This is a genomic window from Solwaraspora sp. WMMB762, from assembly GCF_049179115.1.
GTDB lineage: Bacteria > Actinomycetota > Actinomycetes > Mycobacteriales > Micromonosporaceae > Micromonospora_E.
In genome coordinates, this window is record NZ_JBMHMD010000001.1 from 3,931,051 (window position 1) to 3,951,824 (window position 20,774).

The following is a 20,774-nucleotide window of genomic DNA, read 5'->3' on the forward strand; positions in this document are numbered from 1 at the left end:
ATACCCTGACCGTCTGGCGGCGGCTACTGTCCGCCGACGACGAGACCTGAAACCTGAGGATGAGGATGACGCAACCGCCCAGTGGCGAGGCACAGCCACCGGACGCACAGCCACCGGCGCCGGACGCACAGCCGACCGAGGCGCAGCCGACAGGGGCGCAGCCGACAGGGGCGCAGCCGACAGGGCCGGGGCAGTCGATCCCGCCGCCGCCCTGGCAGCGTCCCACCGCTGCACCGTTCGCTCCGCCGCCGGACCGGTCGCCGTACGCTCCGCCGCCGGCCGGCGCACCGTTCGCGGCGGCACCGGGTGGCCCGCCGTTCCCGCCGCCGCCGGGGCAGCCCGCGCCGCCACCAGGGCAGCCCGCGCCGCCGCCGCCCGGCCAGCCGGTGTCACCGGGACAGCCGTTACCCCCCGGCCAGCCCGTACCGCCGGCTCCCGGCTCACCGGCAGCGCCCGCCGCCGGCCGCCGACGCGGCCTGCTTATCACCTCGGTGGTGCTCGGTGTGGTGCTGCTGCTCTGCGGTGGTGGTGGCATCGCGGCGTTCCTGGTGATCAACAATCTGGAGACAGGTAGCGGCGCGGCCGAACCGGTCGCCGCCGTGGACGAGTTTCTCCACGCCGTGTACACCGACCGGGACGTCACGGCCGCGGCCGACCTGGTCTGCCGGGAGGCCCGGGACGAGTCCGCGCTGATCGAGAAGGTGGAGGAGATCGAGGGCTACTCGTCGACGTACCGCAACCCGCAGTTCGAGTGGAACGTGCCGACCGTCGACGAGCAGGACGAGGAGCGGGCCGTCGTCTCGGTCACCGTGCGCATGATCACCGAGGACGAGCGCAGCGCGGAGCAGGATCTCAGCTTCGTGGTGGTGCAGAAGTCCGGCTGGTTCGTCTGCGACGTCAACTGAGCCGCGCCGCGCACTAGTCTGGTTGGACGTGGGGGTCACCGAGCAGTCACCTGTCGCCGCCGTACCCGGCTGGCCGTCCCGGTTGCATGTGGTGACCGGCAAGGGCGGGACCGGCAAGACCAGTGTCGCCGCCGCGTTGGCGCTCGCCCTGGCCGGCTCGGGCAAGCGCACCCTGCTCGCCGAGGTGGAGGGCCGCCAGGGCATCGCACAGCTGTTCGACATCGGGCCGCTGCCGTACCAGGAGCGCCGGATCACCGCCTCGGCCGCCGGAGGCGAGGTCCGCGCCCTGGCGGTGGACCCGGAGGAGGCGCTGCTGGAGTACCTCGACATGTTCTACAAGCTGGGCGCGGCCGGGCGGGCGCTGCGGCGCCTGGGTGCCATCGACTTCGCCACCACCATCGCTCCCGGGCTACGCGACGTCCTGCTCACCGGCAAGGTGAAGGAGGCCACCACCAGGATGGTGGACCGGCGGCGGGTCTACGACGCGGTGGTGCTCGACGCACCGCCCACCGGGCGGATCGGCCGGTTCCTGAACGTGACCGCCGAGGCTGCCCGGCTGGCCAAGGTCGGCCCGATCAAGACCCAGAGCGAGGGCGTCGCGGTACTGCTGCGCTCGCCGATCACGGCGGTGCACGTGGTGACCCTGTTGGAGGAGATGCCGGTGCAGGAGACCCTCGACGCGGTCGGCGACCTGACGGCGCTGGGCATCCCGGTGGGCAATGTGATCGTCAACTCGGCCCGGCCGCCGTTGCTCGCCGACGGGCCGGTCGGCCAGACGCAGCTGCGGCGTGGGCTGGCCGCAGCCGGGCTGCCGACCGACCGGGAGACGGTGACCGGCCTGCGGGCCGAGGCACAGGAGCACCTCACCCGCCGCGCGCTGGAGGACTCGCTGCTGACCGACCTGGTCGAGTTGGGCCGGCCGATCGTCCGGCTGCCGCTGCTGCCGGACGGGGTCACCCGCGAGGGCCTGGACACGCTGGCCGCAGCGTTGCTGACCGGCACCGGGCCAGCTGCTGGAAGCGACCTCACAGCGACTTGATCGGCGAATCCTGGGCCGACCCCGATACGCTCGACAGGTGCCTCCTGATCACGCAGCGCCACCGCTGGACGTCGACCGGATCCTGGCGGATCCGGGCGTACGGATCGTGGTCTGCTGCGGTGCCGGTGGGGTGGGCAAGACGACGACCGCGGCGGCCCTGGCGCTGCGCGCCGCCGAGCGGCACGGCCGGCGCACCGTGGTGCTCACCATCGACCCGGCCCGCCGGCTGGCGCAGTCACTGGGCCTGACCGAGCTGGACAACACTCCCCGACAGGTCAAGGGCATCGAGGTGGAGGCCAGCGGCGGCGAGTTGCACGCCATGATGCTGGACATGAAGCGCACCTTCGACGAGGTGGTGCTCGCGCACACCGACACGGACAAGGCCGCCGAGATCTTCGCGAACCCGTTCTACCAGGCCATGAGCTCAACCTTCGCCGGTACGCAGGAGTACATGGCGATGGAGAAGCTGGGCCAGCTGCACGCCGGTGGCGAGTGGGATCTGATCGTGGTCGACACGCCGCCGTCGCGGTCCGCGCTGGATTTCCTGGACGCGCCGGCCCGGTTGGCGCGCTTTCTGGACGGCCGGATGCTCCGGCTGCTGCTGGCACCGGCCCGGGCCGGCGGTCGGAGCATGTTCAGCCTGGTGACCGCGTCGTTCGGGGTGTTCTCCCGGGCGGTGCAGAAGATCCTCGGTGCCCAGTTGCTCAGTGACCTGTCCGGTTTCGTGGCGGCGCTGGACTCGATGTTCGGCGGTTTCCGGCAGCGGGCCGAGCAGACGTACCGGGTCCTGCAAGCCGACGAGACGGCGTTCCTGCTGGTCGCGGCGCCGGAGCCGGACGCGGTACGGGAGGCGGCGTACTTCGCCGGTCGGCTCGGCGCGGAGCGGATGCCGCTGGCCGGGCTGGTGCTCAACCGGGTGCACGAGCCGGCCGTACCCGGGTTGTCCGCCGAGCGGAGCCTGACCGCCGCGCGGGAGCTGGACCGCGACGGCGGGCATCCGGCGACGGCCGAGGTGCTGCGGGTGCACGCCGCGGTGGCACAGCAGTCGGCGCGGGAGCGCCGGGTGGCGGCGATGTTCACCGACGCGTTCCCGCAGGTACCGGTAGCGACCGTCCGCGCGCGGCCCGCCGACGTGCACGACATCGACGGGCTACGGACGATCGGTCACGCGGTCGCCGGCTGAGCCTGACCCCGCGCGGCTCCCTCTGGTCCCGCACAGCTTCCCGGTTCAGCGGATCACTTGGTGGCGACGAGCACCTTTTCGCGGTCCCGCATGGCTGCTTCGAACATTTTGCGCCAGCTCGCCACCTGCGGGTGCCGGCGCAGCAGAGCCCGCCGTTCCCGCTCGGTCATGCCGCCCCAGACCCCGAATTCGATCCGGTTGTCGAGTGCGTCGGCCAGGCACTCGTACCGGACCGGGCAACCCCGGCAGATGCGCTTGGCCACGTTCTGCTCAGCGCCCTGCACGAACAACGCGTCCGGGTCTCCGCTCTGGCACGCCGCCAGGCTGGGCCAATCAGCGATCATGCCCATCGTTCCACGTCCCCCCTAGCAATTTCCGCTTGCAACCGGTGGAGTCAGTCGGCAAGCCGGGCGGCTGACGCTGCTTTCCCCCGCAGCACGCCGCCGTGCGATCCTCGCCGGACCATCATGTTCTGTAGTTGGGTGATTACGCAACGTTATTGACGAAATCCACTTATCCGGACACAACACCCTTCCCGGGCGCTCTGCCGAGCAGGGGTACCCGAGGCGGAAACGGGGAAACCCCACCACCCACACCTTCCCGGGGGAAAGGAGGCGGCGGAGACCACAACCGCCGGACAGGTCTCTGCGTTTAGCACAACGAGGCCGGAGCCGGCAGGAAATGCACAGGTACGCCACACGGCGACCTCTTCAGTCCCTCACGTACCCTGACTGGGTGACCTGGATGCGGAAGCGAGACCACAACCCACTGACCAACGCCGCATCGCTGCTGATCTGCGGGCTGCTGGCCGGCGTGGTGGTCGCTGCTGCCGCGTTCCCCGCGGTGGCGATGTCGGGCCTGGCAGCCAAGGCAGGCGCGGAGACCTTCGACAAGCTGCCCAGCGAGCTGACCGTCAAACGGGCGCCGCAGATCAGCTACCTGTACGCCGCCGACGGCAAGACCACGCTCGCAGCGATGTACGACGAGAACCGCCGCGACGTCCCGATCAAGGACGTCGCACCGATCATGCGGGCGGCGATCATCGCGGCCGAGGACCACAACTTCTACGAGCACAACGGTGTCGACGTCAAGGGCGTCGCCCGGGCCTTCGTCGCCAACCAGGGCGCCGGCGAGACCACCCAGGGTGCCTCGACGCTGACCATGCAGTACGTCCGGCTGGCCATCGCCTACTCGGCGACCCACCCGGAGGACGTGATCGCCGCCACCGAGGACACCAACGCCCGGAAGCTGCGCGAGATGAAGTACGCGATGCAGCTCACCAAGGAGATGACCAAGGACGAGGTGCTGGAGCGCTACCTCAACATCGCCCCGTTCGGCAACGGCGCGTACGGCGTCTTCGCGGCCAGCCAGGTCTACTTCAGCAAGCAGCCGGCGGACCTCACCATCGACGAGGCCGCCATGCTCGCCGGCCTGGTCAAGGCCCCGACGGCGTTCGACCCGACCACGCCGGGCGGCTACCCGCAGGCCGTCGACCGACGCAACTACGTCATCGACAACATGGTGAAGACCGGGGCGATCACCCAGGAGGAAGCCGACGAGGCCAAGGCCGTCGAGCTGGTCGTCAACGGCAAGCGCGCGCCGAACGGCTGCGTCGCCGCCAACAAGAACCACTGGGGCTTCTTCTGCGACTTCTTCTACCGCTGGTGGATGGAGCAGGAGACGTTCGGCGCCACCAGCTACGACCGGGAGCGGCGACTCAAGAGCGGCGGCTACCACATCGTCACCAGCCTCGACCTGCAGACGCAGGACGCGGCGAAGAACGCCGTCGAGGACGCGCTGAAGACCGGCAGCAAGCACGCGCTGATGGTGGCGGCGGTCGAGCCGGGCACCGGGTACGTGCGCGGCATGGCGGTCAACCGCAACTACAAGCTCGACGACCCGGACAACCCGAAGAACAAGCTCTCCAGCGACCCGAAGAAAGCCGACAAGGGCATCCGGGGCACCTACCCGAACACCACGAACCCGTTGCTGACCGGTGGCGGTGACATCACCGGCTACCAGTTCGGCTCGACGTTCAAGATCTTCCCGCTGGTGGCGGCCCTCGAGAAGGGCTACCCGCTGGAGTACACGATCAACGCGAAGAGCCCGTACGAGTCGAAGTACATCGTCGAACGGGGCAGCCCGGCCGCCTGCGCGGGCACCAACAAGTACTGCCCGAAGAATGCCAGCTCCAGCATGAACGGCGTACACAACATGTGGAGCGCCTTCGGCGCCTCGGTCAACACGTACTTCGTGCCGCTGCAGGAGCGGGTCGGCGCGGCCTCCGCCGTCGATGTGGCGCAGCGCCTCGGCATCACCTTCCGGGCCTCCAACGACGCCCGGTTCGCCGCCGATCCGGAGGGTGCCAACCAGTGGGGCGCCTTCACCCTCGGCGTGTCCAGCACCACGCCGCTGGAGATGGCGAACGCGTACGCCACCCTCGCCGCCGACGGCAAGTACTGCAAGCCGATCCCGGTGAAGGAGATCCGCGACCAGGACGGCAACAGCCTGGACATCGCCCAGCCGCAGTGCAAGCAGGTGGTCTCCACCGAGGTGGCCCGCGCCGCGATCGACGCGGCGCGCTGCCCGGTCGGCGACAACTCGTCGACGTCGCGGTGCCGGGGCCGCACCGCCAACGGCGTGCGCAGCATCGTCGGGCACCCGGTGGCCGGCAAGACCGGCACCACCGACGCCGAGAAGACCGCCACCATGGTGGTGACCACCAAACAGCTCGCCGTCGCCGGGGTGCTGGCCGACCCGGACTGGGCCGACACCAACGCCACCATGTCGCACAACATCGTCAACCCGGCGGTCTACGAGACGCTGCGGGACGCGATGAAGGGCAAGGAGAAGCAGCAGTTCAAGGCACCGAGCGGCAAACTGGTCCGCGGCGAGCAGCGCTCCATCCCGGGCGTGCAGTGCCAGTCGATCGACAACGCGCGGTCCCGACTGTCCGGTGCCGGATTCGAGGTCGAGGTGGACCGTTCCGGTGCGGTCGACTCCACCTGCCCGGCCGGCACCGCCGCCGGCACCAGCCCCAGCGGCCGCACCATCAAGGGCGGCGTGGTGATCATCCGGGTCAGCAACGGCCAGGGTGCCCAGCCCAGCCCGGACGACGATGACGGTCCCGGTGGGCCGGGCAACGGACCGGGCCGTCCCGGCAACCCCGGCAACCCGGACGACTGACCGGCACGAGGCGCAACACCAAGGGGGGCGGGCACCGATCCTCATCGGTGCCCGCCCCCTTTCGTTACTTCGTGATCAGATGCGTCTCATCGACGCGACACGCCGGGCGGGTATCAGATGAGGCGCATCGGATCATGCATGCGTACAGCGTCAGCCGACGCTCACAGTCCGAGCTGGCGGCGTACCTCGGCTGCCACCCGGCCACCCTCGGCCTGGCCGGCCACCGCGGCCTGGGCCGCCTTCATGGCCGGGCCCATCTGCGCCTTGCCGGTGAACCCACCCTCGGCCAGCGCCCGGCTGACGATCTCGGTCAGCGCGGCGTCGTCCAGCTGACGCGGCAGGTAGCGGTCCAGCACCTCGCCCTCGGCCCGCTCCTTGGCTGCCTGGTCGACCCGGCCGGCGTCGGCGAAAGCGGCAGCCGCCTCCCGACGCTTCTTCGCCTCCTTGGTCAACACGGCCAGGGCCTCCTCGTCGGAGAGCTCCCGCTTGGCCTTGCCAGCGACCTCGGCGTTGCCGATCGCGGCCAGCGCCATCCGCAGGGTGGAGGTGGTCAGCTCGTCCCGGGCCTTCAACGCGGCCCGCATGTCAGCGGTCAGGCGGTCCTTCACGGTGCTCATGAGTGGCCAAACTACCCTGGTCGGCATGCGAAAGCGCACCGTATTCCGGCTCGCCGCCGGCACCGCAGCACTCGGCGCCGCCACCCTGGCGTACGCCTCGCTCATCGAGCGCAACATGTTCACCCTGCGCCGGTTCGACGTGCCGGTGCTCGCGCCGGACGCGGAACCGCTGCGCATCCTGCACCTGTCGGACATGCACATGATGCCCGACCAGCGACGCAAACAGGCCTGGGTGGCGGCGCTGGCCGGGCTGGACCCGGACCTGGTCGTGGTCACCGGCGACAACCTGGCCCACCCGGACGCCGTACCGGGCGCGCTGCGCGCCCTGCAGCCGTTGCTGGACCTGCCCGGCGCGTTCGTCTTCGGGTCCAACGACTACACCGGCCCGGTATGGAAGAACCCGCTGGGCTACCTGCTGCCCGAGCGGGACTACCGGCCCGGCCCGGACCTGCCGTTCGAGGAGCTGCGCGAGGTGCTGGTCGGCGCCGGCTGGCACGATCTGAACAACCGCCGGGCGTCGTTCAAGGCCGGCGGCCGGCTGATCGACGCGGCCGGCGTCGACGACCCGCACATCGAACGCGACGACTACACCGCCGTCGCCGGCCGGCCTTCGCCGGAGGCCGACCTGAGTCTCGGCCTGACCCACTCCCCCGAGCCCCGGGTGCTGGACGAGATGGCCGCCGACGGGCTCGATCTGCTGCTCGCCGGGCACACCCACGGCGGGCAGGTCTGCATGCCGTTCGTCGGCGCCCTGGTCACCAACTGCGACCTGCCCCGGTCGATGGCCAAGGGCCTGCACCGGTGGCCGGGCACCGACTCGTGGCTGCACGTCTCGGCCGGGCTGGGCACCCATCCGACCGCACCGGTCCGGTTCGCCTGTCCGCCGGAGGCCACCCTGCTGACCCTGATCGCACGCTGACGCAGGTCAGCCGGCGTCCGGTGACGCGACGCCCCGGGCGTCGGCGGCGCACCGGGGATACCGGATTTGCCCTGCCGGGCCGGTGGGCTAGTATTGCCCAGCGGACCTCGGGGTGTGGCGCAGTTTGGTAGCGCGCTTCGTTCGGGACGAAGAGGTCGTCGGTTCAAATCCGGCCACCCCGACCAGGTCAAGGGCCATGTCGATCACATCGACATGGCCCTTCGCATGTCCAACTGCGTGTCTGAGCGCCCTGGCTGGTGCAGTCGAGTTTCTCACCTGGCGGCGGATCGCCGGATGAGGCGGTAGCGGGGCGGGGTGGGTCCGGACGCCCGCGATGCTCGTGTTGGTGTTCACGCACCTGGTTCTCCCAGATCTCCTGGTCGTAGTCGGGGTCGGGCGGGATCCAGCGGTGTGAGCCGTCGTCGTAGTGCATCGGTTCGTCGCCGGGGCGCAAAATCGACATCACAGCCAGCCGAGAAATCGCCAGTAGAGGTCGCCGCCGTGCCCGGTCGGCAGGTCGGTCATCGCCTCGATCAGGTTGGTGGCGAGGTAGACCGACAGGGAGACGCGGGCGTCGGCGTACTCGATCGTGAGTTGCCGCCGGCTGTCCAGGCACGGCCAGGCATGCCCGCAGCCGGCGCAGACCCAGCTCGGGCGGGTGGGGACGTGCATGCTCATCCGGCGTTCTCCGGCTGGTCGACGGCGGCGACGTGCACGCCGAGGTCATGCAGCCGGGTGAGCGCGACGTCGGCCCGCCAGCACCGACCGGCGGCGGTGAGCGGGTCGCCGCAGGCGCAGTCGTCGGCGCGCGGCGCGCGGCGCGTGCCGGTCGACCAGCTCCGTCAGGTGGTCGATCTCGACCTGGCGGGGGACGGGGTCAGTCATCGGCCGGCGCGGTGCGGTCGCTGACCAGGTCGCCGCCGGCCGGGTCGGGGTCGACGTCACCCCATACCCGGGTACGCAACGACGGGCGGTCGGTGGCCGACAGCGTGGTGTCGGCGAAGTCGACGACGTCGAGGTGGGCCAGCGAGTCCCGCAACGCGGCGGCGAACCGGGCGGCGGCTTCGATGCTGGTGAGCCGGGTCGGCAGGTGGATGGTCCAGCGCGGTTCGTCGCTCACCAGTGGCCTCCGTTGCCGCCAGTCTGGCGCAGGTGCTCCGATTGGTAGACGCCGGCGGGCGGGTCGTTGAACCGGCAGCCGACGTGGCGTTGCCGCCACTGCCGCAGCCCTTCGCGTAGCCGGTCGGCCTCGGCCCGGTCGACGGCGGCCTGCCGGGTGAGCCGGTCCAGCTCGTCGGCGACGTCGCGCAGGTACGCGTACACCGCCGCTGGGTCAAGCCCACGCCACTGCGTCTCGAACTGCACCGCCCTGACCTGCCACGGCTCCACGAGTACGCCCTGCCGAGGCACCACCCGCCCCCGCCTGCTCCGCTGCTCCACGACTTCCTCCCCCTCGGCTCTTGAACGTCAGGAACCACTCAGGCGAAGAGTCTACATGCTTAGGGGTCACATGAAGAGTACATCTGTGCAGAGAACATGTGTTCAGTTCGCATGCTCCTACTGTGGCTACGTGGGAGAGCTTCGGCTGGTGGCGAGCCAGGAGGTACAGGAGATGCTCAGCGTCTCGCGTACCCGCGCTTACCAGATCACCAACTCGAAGTCGTTCCCTGACCCGGTGGCGGTGTTGTCCGTCGGCCGGATCTGGCGTACCGATGACGTCGAACAATGGATCAAGCAGCACCGACCGGACCTCCACGACACCGAAGAGTGATCGCAGGCGGCTCCGAACATCGGCGCGTAGCCCCATGCCATACTTCAGACAGACCGCCCGGCCCCTTCGTGGGCCGGGTTTACTCTTTCGACTGCCTCAGTGGCCGGCCCGATGCGTCAGCGCTGCTTGGTGAGGTCCCGGGCGATCAGTTCGGCGATCTGGATGGTGTTCAGCGCCGAACCCTTGCGCAGGTTGTCGCCGGTGACGAAGAAATCGATGGCCCGGGGGTCGTCCACCGACCGGCGAATCCGGCCGACCCAGGACGGCTCGGTGCCGACCGCGTCGATCGGCATCGGGAACTCGGCGTTCGCCGGGTCGTCGACCACGATCACCCCGGGCGCGTTGCGCAGCACCTCGCGGGCGCCGTCAGCGGTCACCTCACTGCCGAAGACCGCGTGTACGGCGACCGAGTGCCCGGTCACCACCGGCACCCGCACACAGGTTGAGGAGACCTTCAGATCCGGCAGCCCGAGGATCTTGCGGGATTCGTCGCGGAGTTTCAGCTCCTCGGTGGACCAGCCGGCGTCGGCCAGCTCGCCGGTGAACGGCACCACGTTGAGCGCCAGCGGGGCCGGGAACGGGCCGAGGTCGTCACCCACCGCCTGGCGTACGTCGCCGGGCCGGGAGCCGAGCGTACGGTCGCTGGCCGCCCTGGTCAGCTGGCTGTGCAGCAGGTCCACGCCGAACCGCCCGGCGCCGGAGACCGACTGGTAGCTGGCCAGCACCAGCTCACGCAGGCCGTACTCGCGGTGCAGCGGGGCGATCGCGACGATCATGGCCAGGACGGTGCAGTTGGCGTTGGAGACGATCCGGCGCGGCCGGCGACGTACCTGCTCGGCGTTGATCTCCGGCACGACCAGCGGTACGCCGGGGTCCATCCGGAACGCACCCGAGTTGTCCACCACGGTCGCGCCGCGCCCGGTGGCGACCGGTGTCCACTGCCGGGACACGTCGTCCGGCACGTCCACCATGACGACATCGACCTCGTCGAAGGCTTCCGGGCTGACCTGATGCACCGGCAGCTCCTCGCCCCGGCAGCGCACCAGCCGTCCTGCGGAGCGGGGTGAGGCCAGCAACCGGATCTCGCCCCAGACGTTGGCCCGTGAGGTGAGCAGTTCGCACATGACGGCACCGACGGCTCCGGTCGCACCGAGCACCGCGAGGGTGGGCAGCTGGCGTGCCCTGGCGTCAGGCACCGGGGCTCACCGGCCGGTGCCTGCGTAGACCACCGCCTCCTCCGTACCGCCGAGGTCGAAGGCGGCGTGCACCGCGCGTACCGCCGCGTCCAGGTCGGTGTCCCGGCAGACGACCGAGACCCGGATCTCCGAGGTGGAGATCATCTCGATGTTGACGCCGGCGTCGGCGAGAGCGGCGAAGAAGTTGGCGGCCACGCCCGGGTGCGAACGCATCCCGGCACCGATCAGCGACACCTTGCCGACGTGGTCGTCGTAGAGCAGGCCCTTGAAGGCGATCCGCTCCTGCTCCTTGCCCAGCGCCGCCATCGCGGTCGGGCCGTCCGCCTTCGGCAGGGTGAAGGAGACGTCGGTGCGGCCGGTGCCCTCGGTCGACACGTTCTGCACGATCATGTCGATGTTGGTCTCCGCGTTGGCCACCGTCTCGAAGATGCGGGCGGCGGCGCCCGGCTCGTCGGGAACGCCGACGATGGTGATCTTCGCCTCGCTCCGGTCGTGGGCGACTCCGGTGATGAGTGCTTGCTCCACGGAAAGATCCTCCATCGATCCGGTCACCATGGTGCCGGTGTTGGTCGAGTACGACGAGCGGACGTGGATCGGCAGGCCGGCCCGGCGGGCGTACTCGACGCTGCGCAGGTGCAGCACCTTCGCCCCGCAAGCGGCCAGCTCCAGCATCTCCTCGTAGGTGATCTGCTTGATGTGCCGGGCGTTCGACACGATCCGGGGGTCGGCGGTGAACACCCCGTCGACGTCGGTGTAGATCTCGCAGACGTCGGCCTGCAGCGCGGCGGCGAGCGCCACCGCCGTGGTGTCCGAACCACCGCGGCCCAGCGTGGTGATGTCCTTGGTGTCCTGGGACACGCCCTGGAAACCGGCCACGATCGCCACCGAGCCCTCGTCCAGGGCGCCCTGCAACCGGCCCGGGGTGACGTCGATGATCCGGGCCCGGCCGTGCACCGAGGTGGTCAGCACACCGGCCTGCGAGCCGGTGTAGGACCGGGCCTCGTAGCCCAGGTTGTGGATGGCCATGGCGAGCAACGCCATCGAGATTCGCTCGCCGGAGGTGAGCAGCATGTCCAGCTCCCGGCCGGGCGGCAGCGGACTGATCTGCCCGGCGAGGTCGAGCAGCTCGTCGGTGGTGTCGCCCATCGCGGAGACGACCACCACGACGTCGTCGCCGGACTTGCGGGCCGCGACGATCCGCTCGGCGACCCGCTTGATGCGTTCGGCGTCGGCGACCGAGGACCCGCCGTACTTCTGCACCACCAGTGCCACGGCGGTCCACTCCCCTCCAGCTGCTGCCAACCTGCCGGCATCAGGGTACCGGCGTCCGGAGCCCGCGCAGACAGCCGTTCCCACGATCCGGCCGGGTGCGGTCACCGCCCGTGTCCGTCGGGGGCGGCCGGTCGTTCGGCCCGGCCCGGTTCGCGACACGCCGACGGCCCGCCGTCGGACCGTAAGGCCGCAGGTCGTCGGCGGGCCGGCGACGGAAATCGGCGTGTCCGTGGGCCGCCCGGCCGCAAAACCCGACCGGGTACGCAGAATGGGCGGATGCGTTCCCGGGGTGCCGTAGCGTCGCGAAAGTCGCCTGCCGCGCTGGCTTGCGTGGCGTTCGTCACGTTGTCCCTGCTGGGCTGCGATTCGACCGATCCGGTGACATCGCCGCAGGGCACGCCGACCGGCGAGCACTCGCCGTCGGCGCCGGGGAGCGCCCCGCCGGCCGAGCCACGGGCACAGTTGGCGGCGGCGGCCGCCGCCGCCAGCGACCTGCGGATGACGGCGTTCTACACGTTGCAGACACCGGGTCGGCCGGACCGGACGGTGGCGGTGACCCTGGCCGAGGACGGCGGGTGGCGGGTGGACATTCCGGGCGGCGCCCCAGGTAGCGCGGGCGGTACGGACGGTACGGGCGATGTCGCGATGGCGCAGAACGCCGACGGCCTGTTCCGGTGTGCGCTGCCGTCGGCCGCCAACCCGGTGACGCCGTACTGTGTCCGGCTGGGCGACCCGGACGCAGTGGTCGATCCGGCGCTCGACCCTCGACTGCACCACCTGTTCGCCGACTGGCGGGCGGTGCTGGCCGACCGGCGGGCCCCGCTGGCGGTGTCGGTGACCGAACCACTCGACGGCGCCGACGGCACCTGCTTCTCCGTGGAGTCGACCACCACCTCGTTGCAGCCTCCGCTGGACGTGGGCATCTACTGCTACCGCCCGGACGGCACCCTCACCGGCGCACGGCTGGAGCTCGGGACGCTGCTGTTGGCGGGCCAGCCGGGCGCGGCCCCGCCGTCGGTCACGCTGCCGGGCCCGGTGACCACCGGGGTGCCGCCGGGCTCGGCCGGCACCCCGCCGACGAGCAGCGGATCCACGACCGGCACCGGCTGAGATTTCCGGCCGGGCTTTGCCAACCCGCGATCACCACGTAGGGTGAGAGCCGTCATGTGGCAGGCGCTCCTCCTTCGCTGCCGCGACGAGGCCCCCGAGGCCGGCACCTCGTCGCGGAGTTGACCCGCGCCGCCTTGACCCCATCCGCGCCCACGCTGTCCAGCCGCTCCGGCACCGTTCGCCGCACCTGTGCGAGCGCGCCGCCCAGCTGACCGAACCGGGCCGCTGCCTTCGCCGTACCGACCCGGCCACCGCGACCGACCCGGCCACCGCGACCGACGCAGCCACCGTCACCGGCTCGCCGCCGGGACCTGCCGGCCGCCCCGGGCCGAGGTGCCGGCGCCGGCCGACGGACCCGACAGCGCGGGACCTTCCTCAGACCAGGAGATCGCACCATGGCACAGCCAACCGCCGGCCCAGCACGGCAGTCCGCCGACGTCCAGCCCACCACCGATCCGGTCGCCACCGACCAGCCCACCACCGATCCGATCGCCCGGCAGCAGCCGAGCCGGATGGCGTACCAGCGTTACCTGCCCTACCACCAGCAGTTCGCCGTCGACGTACCCGACCGGCAGTGGCCAACCCGCCGCATCGAGCAGCCGCCCCGGTGGTGTGCCGTCGACCTGCGTGACGGCAACCAGGCGCTGATCGACCCGATGTCGCCGGACCGCAAACGCCGGATGTTCCAGCTGCTGGTGCAGATGGGCTACAAGGAGATCGAGGTCGGCTTCCCGGCGGCCAGCCAGACCGATTTCGAGTTCGTCCGGCAGCTGATCGAGCAGGACCTGATCCCCGAGGACGTCACGATCCAGGTGCTGACCCAGTGCCGGGAGCATCTGATCGACCGGACCTTCGAGTCGCTGCGCGGCGCGAAGCGGGCCATCGTGCACTTCTACAACTCGACGTCGGTGCTGCAGCGCCGGGTGGTCTTCGGCCTGGACAAGGCCGGGATCACCGACATCGCCACCACCGGGGCGCGGCTGTGCCAGAAGTACGCCGAGATCCACACCCCGGACACCGACATCTTCTACGAGTACTCCCCCGAGTCGTACACCGGCACCGAGCTGGACTACGCGCTGGAGGTGTGCAGTGCGGTCATCGACGTGATCGCGCCCACCCCGGACCGGCCGCTGATCATCAACCTGCCGGCGACCGTCGAAATGGCCACCCCCAACGTGTACGCCGACTCGATCGAGTGGATGCACCGGCGGCTGCCGCGGCGGGAGAGCGTCGTGCTGTCGCTGCATCCGCACAACGACCGGGGCACCGCCGTGGCCGCCGCCGAGCTGGGTCTGCTGGCCGGCGCGGACCGGATCGAGGGCTGCCTGTTCGGCAACGGGGAACGCACCGGCAACGTCGACCTGGTCACTCTGGGGCTGAACCTGTTCAGCCAGGGTGTCGACCCGCAGATCGATTTCAGCCGGATCGACGAGATCAAGCGGACCGTCGAGTACTGCAACCAGCTGCCGGTGCACGAGCGGCACCCGTACGCCGGGGACCTGGTCTACACCGCGTTCTCCGGCTCCCACCAGGATGCCATCAAGAAGGGCTTCGACGCGCTGGCGGTCGACGCCGACGCAGCCGGGGTCCAGGTCGACGACCACTCGTGGGGGGTGCCGTACCTGCCGATCGACCCGCGTGACGTGGGCCGTACCTACGAGGCGGTGATCCGGGTCAACTCCCAGTCCGGCAAGGGCGGGGTGGCGTACGTGATGCGCCAGGAACACAACCTGGACCTGCCCCGGCGGCTGCAGATCGAGTTCTCCGGCGTGGTGCAGGCCGTCACCGACGACTCCGGCGGCGAGATCGAGCCGCAGCGGATGTGGGACATCTTCGCCGACGAGTACCTCGGCGGTCAGCGGACCGAACCGGCGGTGACCCTGGAGTCGTATGCGACAAGCACGGTCGACGGCAAGGTGGAAGCGACCTCGGTGGTCGTGGTCGACGGCGTCCGGCACACCCTCGATTCGGCGGGCAACGGCCCAATCGACGCGTACGTCAACGCGCTGCGGGCGGTGAACGTCGGCGTGCGGGTGCTGGACTATCACGAGCACGCGCTCTCCGCCGGCGGCGACGCGCAGGCGGCCGCGTACGTGGAGTGCGAGGTCGGCGACCGTACGGTCTGGGGTGTCGGGCTGGACTCGAACATCGTGATCGCCTCGGTGCGGGCGGTGACCAGCGCGGTGAACCGCAGTCGGCGCGCCGGCTGAGCCGGCGGCACCAAGTCAAGATCCACTTAGGTTCCGGCGAAACGCCGGGACGGCGGGTGCCTGGCGCTGGCCGCCCGGCACCCGCAAGCTGGACGGGTGCGAACCCCTCTTCGACAGCGTCCCTGGACCATCCGATTCGACCCGCGCCGGGCGGCGGTCGCGGTAGCCGCCGCCCTGGCGCTCGTCGCGACCGCCGGCTGCGAGTCCGTCGACATCACCGTCGGCTCCCCCACCGCCGCGCCGCCCGATGGGTCGGCAGACGGCTCCGGCGACGGCTCCGCTGGTCAGGCGTCCGCGTTGCTCGACCAGCTGACCGTGGCCTCCGCCGGCTCCATGCGGGGCTACAGCCGGGACCACTTCCCGCACTGGAGCTCCGCCGGCAGCAACTGCGACGTGCGGGACACCGTGCTGGAACGCGACGGTACGGCGATCGAGCTGGACGGCTGCAACGTGGTCGGCGGGCAGTGGCTCAGCGCGTTCGACGGCGAGTCCTTCACCGACCCCGGCGACCTCGACATCGACCACATCGTCCCGCTGGCCAACGCCTGGCGCTCCGGTGCCGACGAGTGGGACGACGACCAGCGCCGCGAGTTCGCCAACGACCTGGACCGCCCGCAGTTGATCGCGGTTTCCGCGTCGACCAACCGGGCAAAGGGTGACCAGGACCCGTCGCAGTGGAAGCCGCCGAACCGGGACTACTGGTGCCAGTACGCCCAGGACTGGATCACGGTCAAGCACTACTGGGAGCTGTCGGTCACCGAGCCGGAGAAGGCGGCGCTGGCCGACATGCTGACCAGCTGTCCGTGACCGCGTCGCATGGCGCAGGCTGAAGACAGGAGCAGACTGTGGGTGACCCGCCGGAGAACAGCCGTACCCGGGACATCGTCGCCGGGCCGGGTGGGGTGATGACCGACGAGGTCGGTGTGATCACCGGTGAGTTGACGCTGCGCACCGAGTTCGCCGCCGGCCAGGTCACCCTCCACGTCCAGTACAAGGATGCCGCGGAGTGGTACGTGGTGACCGGCGGCCGGGCCGACCTGGCCGACCCGGCCGGCCTGGACGCCGTACACGCCATCGCGGTCGGCCTGCTGCACCGCCCGGACGGCTGAATCCCCTAGGGCAACGGTTCGTGCGGGGCGGAGACGGTGGCCGGCGCACTGCCGGCACCGGCGGGGGCGACCGCTTCCGGACTCGTCCGGTGTGGGCGCAGCGACCCGGCGGCGATCTGCTCGGCCCAGTGGCAGGCCACCCGGGACGGGCCGACCTCGCGCAGCACCGGCCGCTCGTCGGCGCAGCGGGTCGGCTGCGCCCACGGGCACCGGGTGTGGAACCGGCAGCCAGCCGGCGGGTTCGCCGGCGACGGCAGGTCCCCGGCCAGCAGAATCCGCTCCCGCCGGTCCTCCACCTCCGGGTCCGGCACCGGCACGGCCGACAGCAACGCCCGGGTGTACGGGTGCAGCGGCTCACGGTAGAGCTGGTCCCCGGGTGCCTCCTCGACCAGCGCGCCGAGGTACATCACCCCGATGGTGTCCGAGATGTGGCGGACCACCGCCAGGTCGTGGGCGATCACCAGGTAGGTGAGGCCGCGTTCGATCTGCAGCTCGTCCAGCAGGTTGATCACCTGGGCCTGGATCGACACGTCCAGGGCGGAGACCGGTTCGTCGGCGACGATCAGCTCCGGGCCGAGAACCAGCGCGCGGGCGATGCCGATCCGCTGACGCTGGCCGCCGGAGAACTCGTGCGGGTAGCGGGACAGCGCCCAGCGGGGCAGGCCGACCGCGTCGAGCGCTTCGCCGACGATCCGCCGGCGCTCGGTGCGGTCGGCGCCGATGTCGTGCGCCTGCAGCCCTTCGACCAGGATCGACTCGACGTTCTGCCGGGGGTCCAGGCTAGACATCGGATCCTGGAAGATCATCTGGAAGCGGCGGCGCATGGTGCGGAGCTTGGCCGCCGGCAGCCGGTTCAACGTCACTCCGTCGAAGACCACCTCGCCGCCGGTCGGCGGGGTCAGCTGCAGGATGGCCCGGCCGAGCGTCGACTTGCCGCAGCCCGATTCGCCCACCAGGCCGTACGTCTCGCCCCGGGCGATCCGCAGGTCCACCCCGTCGACCGCCCGGACGTGCCCGACCACCCGGTCCAGCAGGACACCCCGGGTGATCGGAAAGTGCACCTTGAGGTCGCGGACCTCGACCAGTGGCTCATTCACCGGCGGCCTCCCCCGTGTCGTCGGTCTCGGGCGGATTGACGCAGCGGAACGCGTGCCCGTCCGGCTCCCGGCGCAGCTGCGGCGGGGTGCCGAGGCAGGCGTCCACCTGGCGGGCGCAGCGCGGCGCGAAGGCGCAGCCGTCCGGCCAGGGCAGCAGGTCCCGGACCGATCCGGGGATGGGTCGCAGTCGCCGACCGTGGCCCGCGTCGAGCCGGGGAATCGAGCCGAGCAGACCCACCGTGTACGGGTGGCGCGGTGCCGCGAACAGTGGACGTCGGCGGGCTGTCTCGACCACCCGACCGCCGTACAGCACGTTGATCGTGTCGCACATGCCGGCCACCACCCCCAGATCGTGGGTGATCATCACCAGCGCGGTGCCGGACTCGCGCACCAGGTCCTTGAGCAGTTCCAGGATCTGCGCCTGGATCGTCACGTCCAGCGCGGTCGTCGGCTCGTCGGCGATCAGCAGCCGGGGTTTGCAGGCGACCGCCATTGCGATCAGCGCCCGCTGCCGCATCCCGCCGGAGAGCTGGTGCGGGTACTCCTTCAACCGGCGGGTGGGGTCCGGGATGCCGACCCGGTCCAGCAGGTGCTCGGCTTCGAGCCGGGCGGCCTCGCCGCGCATCCCCCGGTGCCGGACCAGCACCTCGGTGACCTGCACCCCGATCGGCACCACCGGGTTCAGTGAGGAGAGCGGATCCTGGAAGATCATCGCCACGTCGCGGCCCCGTACGTCCCGCATCGCCCGGGGATCGAGCTGCAGCAGGTCGGTGCCGTCGAACGCGGCCTTGCCCTGGACCCGTACGCCCTTGCCGGCCGGCAGCAACCCCATGATCGCCAACGAGGTGACGCTCTTGCCGCAGCCGGACTCGCCGACCAGCCCGGTCACCTCACCGGCGTCGACCGAGAAGGACACCCCGTCGACGGCGTGCACGGTCCGCTGCCCTCGCCGGGCGAAGGTGACCGCCAGTTCATCCACGTCGAGCAGCGCCATGGCTCACTTCCGCAGTTTCGGGTCGAGGGCTTCGCGCATCGCCTCGCCCAGCAGGGTGAAGCCCAACGCGGTGATGATGATGCCCAGCGCGGGCAGGATCGCCAGCCGGGGCGCGGCGTCCAGGTAGCGCTGCGCGTCGGCCAGCATCACCCCCCATTCCGGGATCGACGCGTCCGGGTTGCCCAGCCCCAGGAACGACAGCGCGGCCACCTCGATGATCGCGGTGGCCAGGGTGAGGGTGGACTGCACGATCACCGGTGCGAGTGAGTTCGGCAGGATGTGCGTCAGCGCCACCTTGCTTCGCCGGACCCCCAGGGAGGTGGCGGCGAGGACGTAGTCGCTGTTCGACTGGGCGAGCATCGAGCCGCGCAGCAGCCGGGCGAAGATCGGCACCGAGACCATGCCGACCGCGATCATGACGGTGGTCAGGCTGGCCCCGAGCAGCGCCGCGATGCTGATCGCCAGCAGCAGGCTGGGCAGCGCCAGCAGCATGTCGACGATCCGCATCAGCACGGTGTCCACCCAGCGGCCCCACCGTCCGCCGAGGCCGGCGGCGGCTCCGGCCAGGCCACCGATCAACGTGCCGACGGTCAGCCCGATCAGAGTGGCGACGACGCCGACCAGCAGGGTCTGCCGGGCGCCGACGATCATCCGGCTGAACTCGTCGCGGCCGAGATGGTCCACACCGAACCAGTTCTCCGCACGCGGGCCCGGGTAGAAGGCCTGCGCCTCGCGGATCTCGTCCTTCCACAGCTGCGCCGCCGGGTCGTACGGCACCAGGAACGGGCCGACCAGGGCGATCAGCAGGAAGACGCCGAGGATGACGGTGCCGACGATCGCCGCCGGGTTGCGGCGCAGCCGGCGGAACGCCTCCTGCCAGAGGCTGACACCGCGTTCGTCGTCGTGCGCGGCGGACAGCTCGGCGAGCCGGTCGAGCTTCGCCTTCTTCCGTCCCGGGCTCAGTAGGTCACTCATCGGGCCGCCTCCGTCCGCGGCTGCGCGCCGCGCTCGCCGCAGTCCTGTTCACCCGTACCGACCAGCCGCCCGCTCACCGGACCCGCACCCTCGGGTCGATGAAGGTGTAGGAGATGTCCACCAACAGGTTCACCAGTACGTAGACCAACGCGATGATCAGGATGAAACCCTGCAGTACGGGGTAGTCCCGCTGGCTGATCGCGTCGGCGACGAAGGCTCCGATGCCGCCGAAGGCGAACACGGTCTCGGTCAGTACCGCGCCGGACAGCAGCCCGCCGGTGAGCAGGCCGATGCTGGTGGCCACCGGCAGCATCGCGTTGCGCAGCACGTGCCGGCGGCGGATCACCCGGCCGGTCAGGCCCTTGGCCTGGGCGGTGCGGACGAAGTCCTCGCCGAGCACTTCCAGCACGCTGGCCCGGGTGATCCGGACGATGATCGCCAGCGGGATGCTGGCCAGCGCGAGACCCGGCAGCACCAGGTGCCACAACGCGTTGAGCGAGGCGTCCCACTCCCGGGTGAGCAGGCCGTCCAGCACGAAGAAGTTGGTCACCCGGGTGGCGTCGATGCGGGGGTCCTGCCGGCCGCTGGACGGGAACCAGCCGAGGTTCACCGCGAAGATCGCCTTCAGCACGTACGCCAGGAAGAAGACCGGGACGCAGATGCCGATCAGCGAGCCGGCGACCGATCCATGGTCGAGCAGGGTGCCGCGGCGGCGGGCGGCCAGGTAGCCGAGCGGGATGCCGACCCCGATCGCGATCAGCATGGCCGCGGCGGTCAGCTCCACGGTGCCCGGGAAGCGCTGCAGGAACTCGGTGGTGACCTCACGTTTGGTGGAGATCGAGGTGCCGAGGTCGAACTGCAGCAGCCGCTTCATGAACCGGCCGTACTGGATCAGGATCGGCTCGTCGAGCCCGAGGTTGCGGCGGATCGCCGCGCGCATCTCCGGGGTGCCGCGTTCGCCGAGGATCGCGGACTCCGGGCCGCCGGGCAGTCGGTGCAGCCAGATGAACAGCAGCAGGGAGAGACCGAACAGCGTGGGTACGAGTTGGAGCAGTCGTCGGACGATGAAGCGGAACACGGTGCCTCGGCAGGGGGTGTGGAGGGTCGCGTGGGCGGGCGCCGCCGCCACCCGGACTGGTGGCCCGGGTGGCGGCTGACGCCCGCCCTCGTTCCGTTCGCTAGTTCACTCGT

The 20,774-nt window shown here is 70.8% G+C and carries 20 protein-coding genes, 1 tRNA gene and 1 pseudogene; 11 read left to right on the forward strand and 11 right to left on the reverse strand.

Annotation, left to right across the window (positions count from 1 at the left end; genetic code table 11):
- Window positions 1-65: 65 nt before the first annotated feature.
- From ACN27J_RS17515 to ACN27J_RS17525, 3 genes are read left to right on the forward strand one after another with little or no spacing between them, the layout of a single operon-like run.
- Window positions 66-905, forward strand: a complete 840-nt coding sequence (locus ACN27J_RS17515; protein WP_421367448.1) for a hypothetical protein — start codon at window positions 66-68, stop codon at window positions 903-905.
- A 28-nt stretch (window positions 906-933) separates the two neighbouring features.
- A complete protein-coding gene (locus ACN27J_RS17520) occupies window positions 934-1,944 on the forward strand; it encodes an ArsA family ATPase (RefSeq protein ID WP_421367451.1) in 1,011 nt (336 codons plus the stop codon).
- 37 nt (window positions 1,945-1,981) lie between these two features.
- The gene (locus ACN27J_RS17525; protein WP_421367454.1) at window positions 1,982-3,127 is read left to right on the forward strand and encodes an ArsA family ATPase; all 1,146 of its coding nucleotides are present in this window, start codon (window positions 1,982-1,984) and stop codon (window positions 3,125-3,127) included.
- A 53-nt stretch (window positions 3,128-3,180) separates the two neighbouring features.
- On the opposite strand, the gene ACN27J_RS17530 is transcribed toward ACN27J_RS17525, so the two are convergent.
- Window positions 3,181-3,477 carry a WhiB family transcriptional regulator gene (locus tag ACN27J_RS17530; RefSeq protein WP_123603865.1) on the reverse strand — a complete coding sequence of 99 codons (297 nt, stop codon included), beginning with the start codon at window positions 3,475-3,477 and terminating at the stop codon, window positions 3,181-3,183.
- Between the two features lie 394 nt (window positions 3,478-3,871).
- On the opposite strand from ACN27J_RS17530, the gene ACN27J_RS17535 reads away from it, so the two are divergent.
- A complete protein-coding gene (locus tag ACN27J_RS17535; protein ID WP_421367457.1) occupies window positions 3,872-6,313 on the forward strand; it encodes a penicillin-binding protein in 2,442 nt (813 codons plus the stop codon).
- Window positions 6,314-6,474: 161 nt separating this feature from the next.
- Here ACN27J_RS17535 and ACN27J_RS17540 read toward each other — a convergent pair whose 3' ends face one another.
- Window positions 6,475-6,930 carry a GatB/YqeY domain-containing protein gene (locus ACN27J_RS17540; protein WP_278172085.1) on the reverse strand — a complete coding sequence of 152 codons (456 nt, stop codon included), beginning with the start codon at window positions 6,928-6,930 and terminating at the stop codon, window positions 6,475-6,477.
- Between the two features lie 25 nt (window positions 6,931-6,955).
- On the opposite strand from ACN27J_RS17540, the gene ACN27J_RS17545 reads away from it, so the two are divergent.
- On the forward strand, window positions 6,956-7,849 hold the full coding sequence (locus tag ACN27J_RS17545; RefSeq protein WP_421367460.1) for a metallophosphoesterase: 894 nt from the start codon (window positions 6,956-6,958) through the stop codon (window positions 7,847-7,849).
- Window positions 7,850-7,957: 108 nt separating this feature from the next.
- Window positions 7,958-8,034, forward strand: a tRNA-Pro gene (locus ACN27J_RS17550).
- A gap of 277 nt (window positions 8,035-8,311) precedes the next feature.
- Here the strand turns inward: ACN27J_RS17550 and ACN27J_RS17555 are convergent.
- The 3 genes from ACN27J_RS17555 to ACN27J_RS17565 form a co-directional block, all read right to left on the reverse strand.
- Window positions 8,312-8,527, reverse strand: coding sequence for a flavin reductase (locus ACN27J_RS17555; RefSeq protein ID WP_421367461.1), 216 nt, complete (start codon window positions 8,525-8,527; stop codon window positions 8,312-8,314).
- A 199-nt stretch (window positions 8,528-8,726) separates the two neighbouring features.
- On the reverse strand, window positions 8,727-8,969 hold the full coding sequence (locus ACN27J_RS17560; protein ID WP_421367462.1) for a hypothetical protein: 243 nt from the start codon (window positions 8,967-8,969) through the stop codon (window positions 8,727-8,729).
- Window positions 8,966-9,289 (reverse strand): DivIVA domain-containing protein, encoded by a 324-nt coding sequence (locus ACN27J_RS17565; protein ID WP_421367463.1) that lies wholly within the window; start codon window positions 9,287-9,289, stop codon window positions 8,966-8,968. The genes ACN27J_RS17560 and ACN27J_RS17565 overlap by 4 nt, the downstream gene beginning before the upstream one ends.
- Before the next feature lie 130 nt (window positions 9,290-9,419).
- On the opposite strand from ACN27J_RS17565, the gene ACN27J_RS17570 reads away from it, so the two are divergent.
- Window positions 9,420-9,620 (forward strand): helix-turn-helix transcriptional regulator, encoded by a 201-nt coding sequence (locus ACN27J_RS17570; protein WP_421367465.1) that lies wholly within the window; start codon window positions 9,420-9,422, stop codon window positions 9,618-9,620.
- A gap of 116 nt (window positions 9,621-9,736) precedes the next feature.
- Here the strand turns inward: ACN27J_RS17570 and ACN27J_RS17575 are convergent, their stop codons facing one another.
- Both ACN27J_RS17575 and ACN27J_RS17580 read right to left on the reverse strand, forming a co-directional pair.
- On the reverse strand, window positions 9,737-10,816 hold the full coding sequence (locus ACN27J_RS17575) for an aspartate-semialdehyde dehydrogenase (protein ID WP_421367467.1): 1,080 nt from the start codon (window positions 10,814-10,816) through the stop codon (window positions 9,737-9,739).
- Between the two features lie 6 nt (window positions 10,817-10,822).
- Complete coding sequence (locus ACN27J_RS17580) at window positions 10,823-12,088, reverse strand: aspartate kinase (RefSeq protein ID WP_421367470.1); 1,266 nt, start codon at window positions 12,086-12,088, stop codon at window positions 10,823-10,825.
- Between the two features lie 276 nt (window positions 12,089-12,364).
- Here ACN27J_RS17580 and ACN27J_RS17585 point away from each other — a divergent pair, with 276 nt between their 5' ends.
- From ACN27J_RS17585 to ACN27J_RS17600, 4 genes and pseudogenes are all read left to right on the forward strand, one after another.
- On the forward strand, window positions 12,365-13,198 hold the full coding sequence (locus tag ACN27J_RS17585; RefSeq protein WP_421367472.1) for a hypothetical protein: 834 nt from the start codon (window positions 12,365-12,367) through the stop codon (window positions 13,196-13,198).
- A gap of 512 nt (window positions 13,199-13,710) precedes the next feature.
- Entirely contained in the window at window positions 13,711-15,408 is a 1,698-nt protein-coding gene (gene leuA / locus ACN27J_RS17590) for a 2-isopropylmalate synthase (protein ID WP_421372318.1), read from the forward strand.
- Between the two features lie 96 nt (window positions 15,409-15,504).
- Window positions 15,505-16,215: an HNH endonuclease family protein gene (locus ACN27J_RS17595; RefSeq protein ID WP_421367474.1), complete on the forward strand. Its 711-nt coding sequence runs from the start codon at window positions 15,505-15,507 to the stop codon at window positions 16,213-16,215.
- Window positions 16,107-16,517: pseudogene (locus ACN27J_RS17600) on the forward strand (hypothetical protein). Before ACN27J_RS17595 ends, ACN27J_RS17600 begins: the two are co-directional and overlap by 109 nt.
- A 5-nt stretch (window positions 16,518-16,522) precedes the next feature.
- Here ACN27J_RS17600 and ACN27J_RS17605 read toward each other — a convergent pair.
- The 4 genes from ACN27J_RS17605 to ACN27J_RS17620 all read right to left on the reverse strand — a co-directional run bounded on the left by ACN27J_RS17605 (window position 16,523) and on the right by ACN27J_RS17620 (window position 20,661).
- Window positions 16,523-17,614 carry an ABC transporter ATP-binding protein gene (locus ACN27J_RS17605; RefSeq protein WP_421367476.1) on the reverse strand — a complete coding sequence of 364 codons (1,092 nt, stop codon included), beginning with the start codon at window positions 17,612-17,614 and terminating at the stop codon, window positions 16,523-16,525.
- A complete protein-coding gene (locus ACN27J_RS17610) occupies window positions 17,607-18,608 on the reverse strand; it encodes an ABC transporter ATP-binding protein (protein ID WP_421367479.1) in 1,002 nt (333 codons plus the stop codon). The genes ACN27J_RS17605 and ACN27J_RS17610 overlap by 8 nt, the downstream gene beginning before the upstream one ends.
- A gap of 3 nt (window positions 18,609-18,611) precedes the next feature.
- The gene (locus tag ACN27J_RS17615; protein ID WP_421367481.1) at window positions 18,612-19,583 is read right to left on the reverse strand and encodes an ABC transporter permease; all 972 of its coding nucleotides are present in this window, start codon (window positions 19,581-19,583) and stop codon (window positions 18,612-18,614) included.
- A gap of 73 nt (window positions 19,584-19,656) precedes the next feature.
- Window positions 19,657-20,661 carry an ABC transporter permease gene (locus ACN27J_RS17620; RefSeq protein ID WP_123605098.1) on the reverse strand — a complete coding sequence of 335 codons (1,005 nt, stop codon included), beginning with the start codon at window positions 20,659-20,661 and terminating at the stop codon, window positions 19,657-19,659.
- Window positions 20,662-20,774 lie beyond the last annotated feature (113 nt).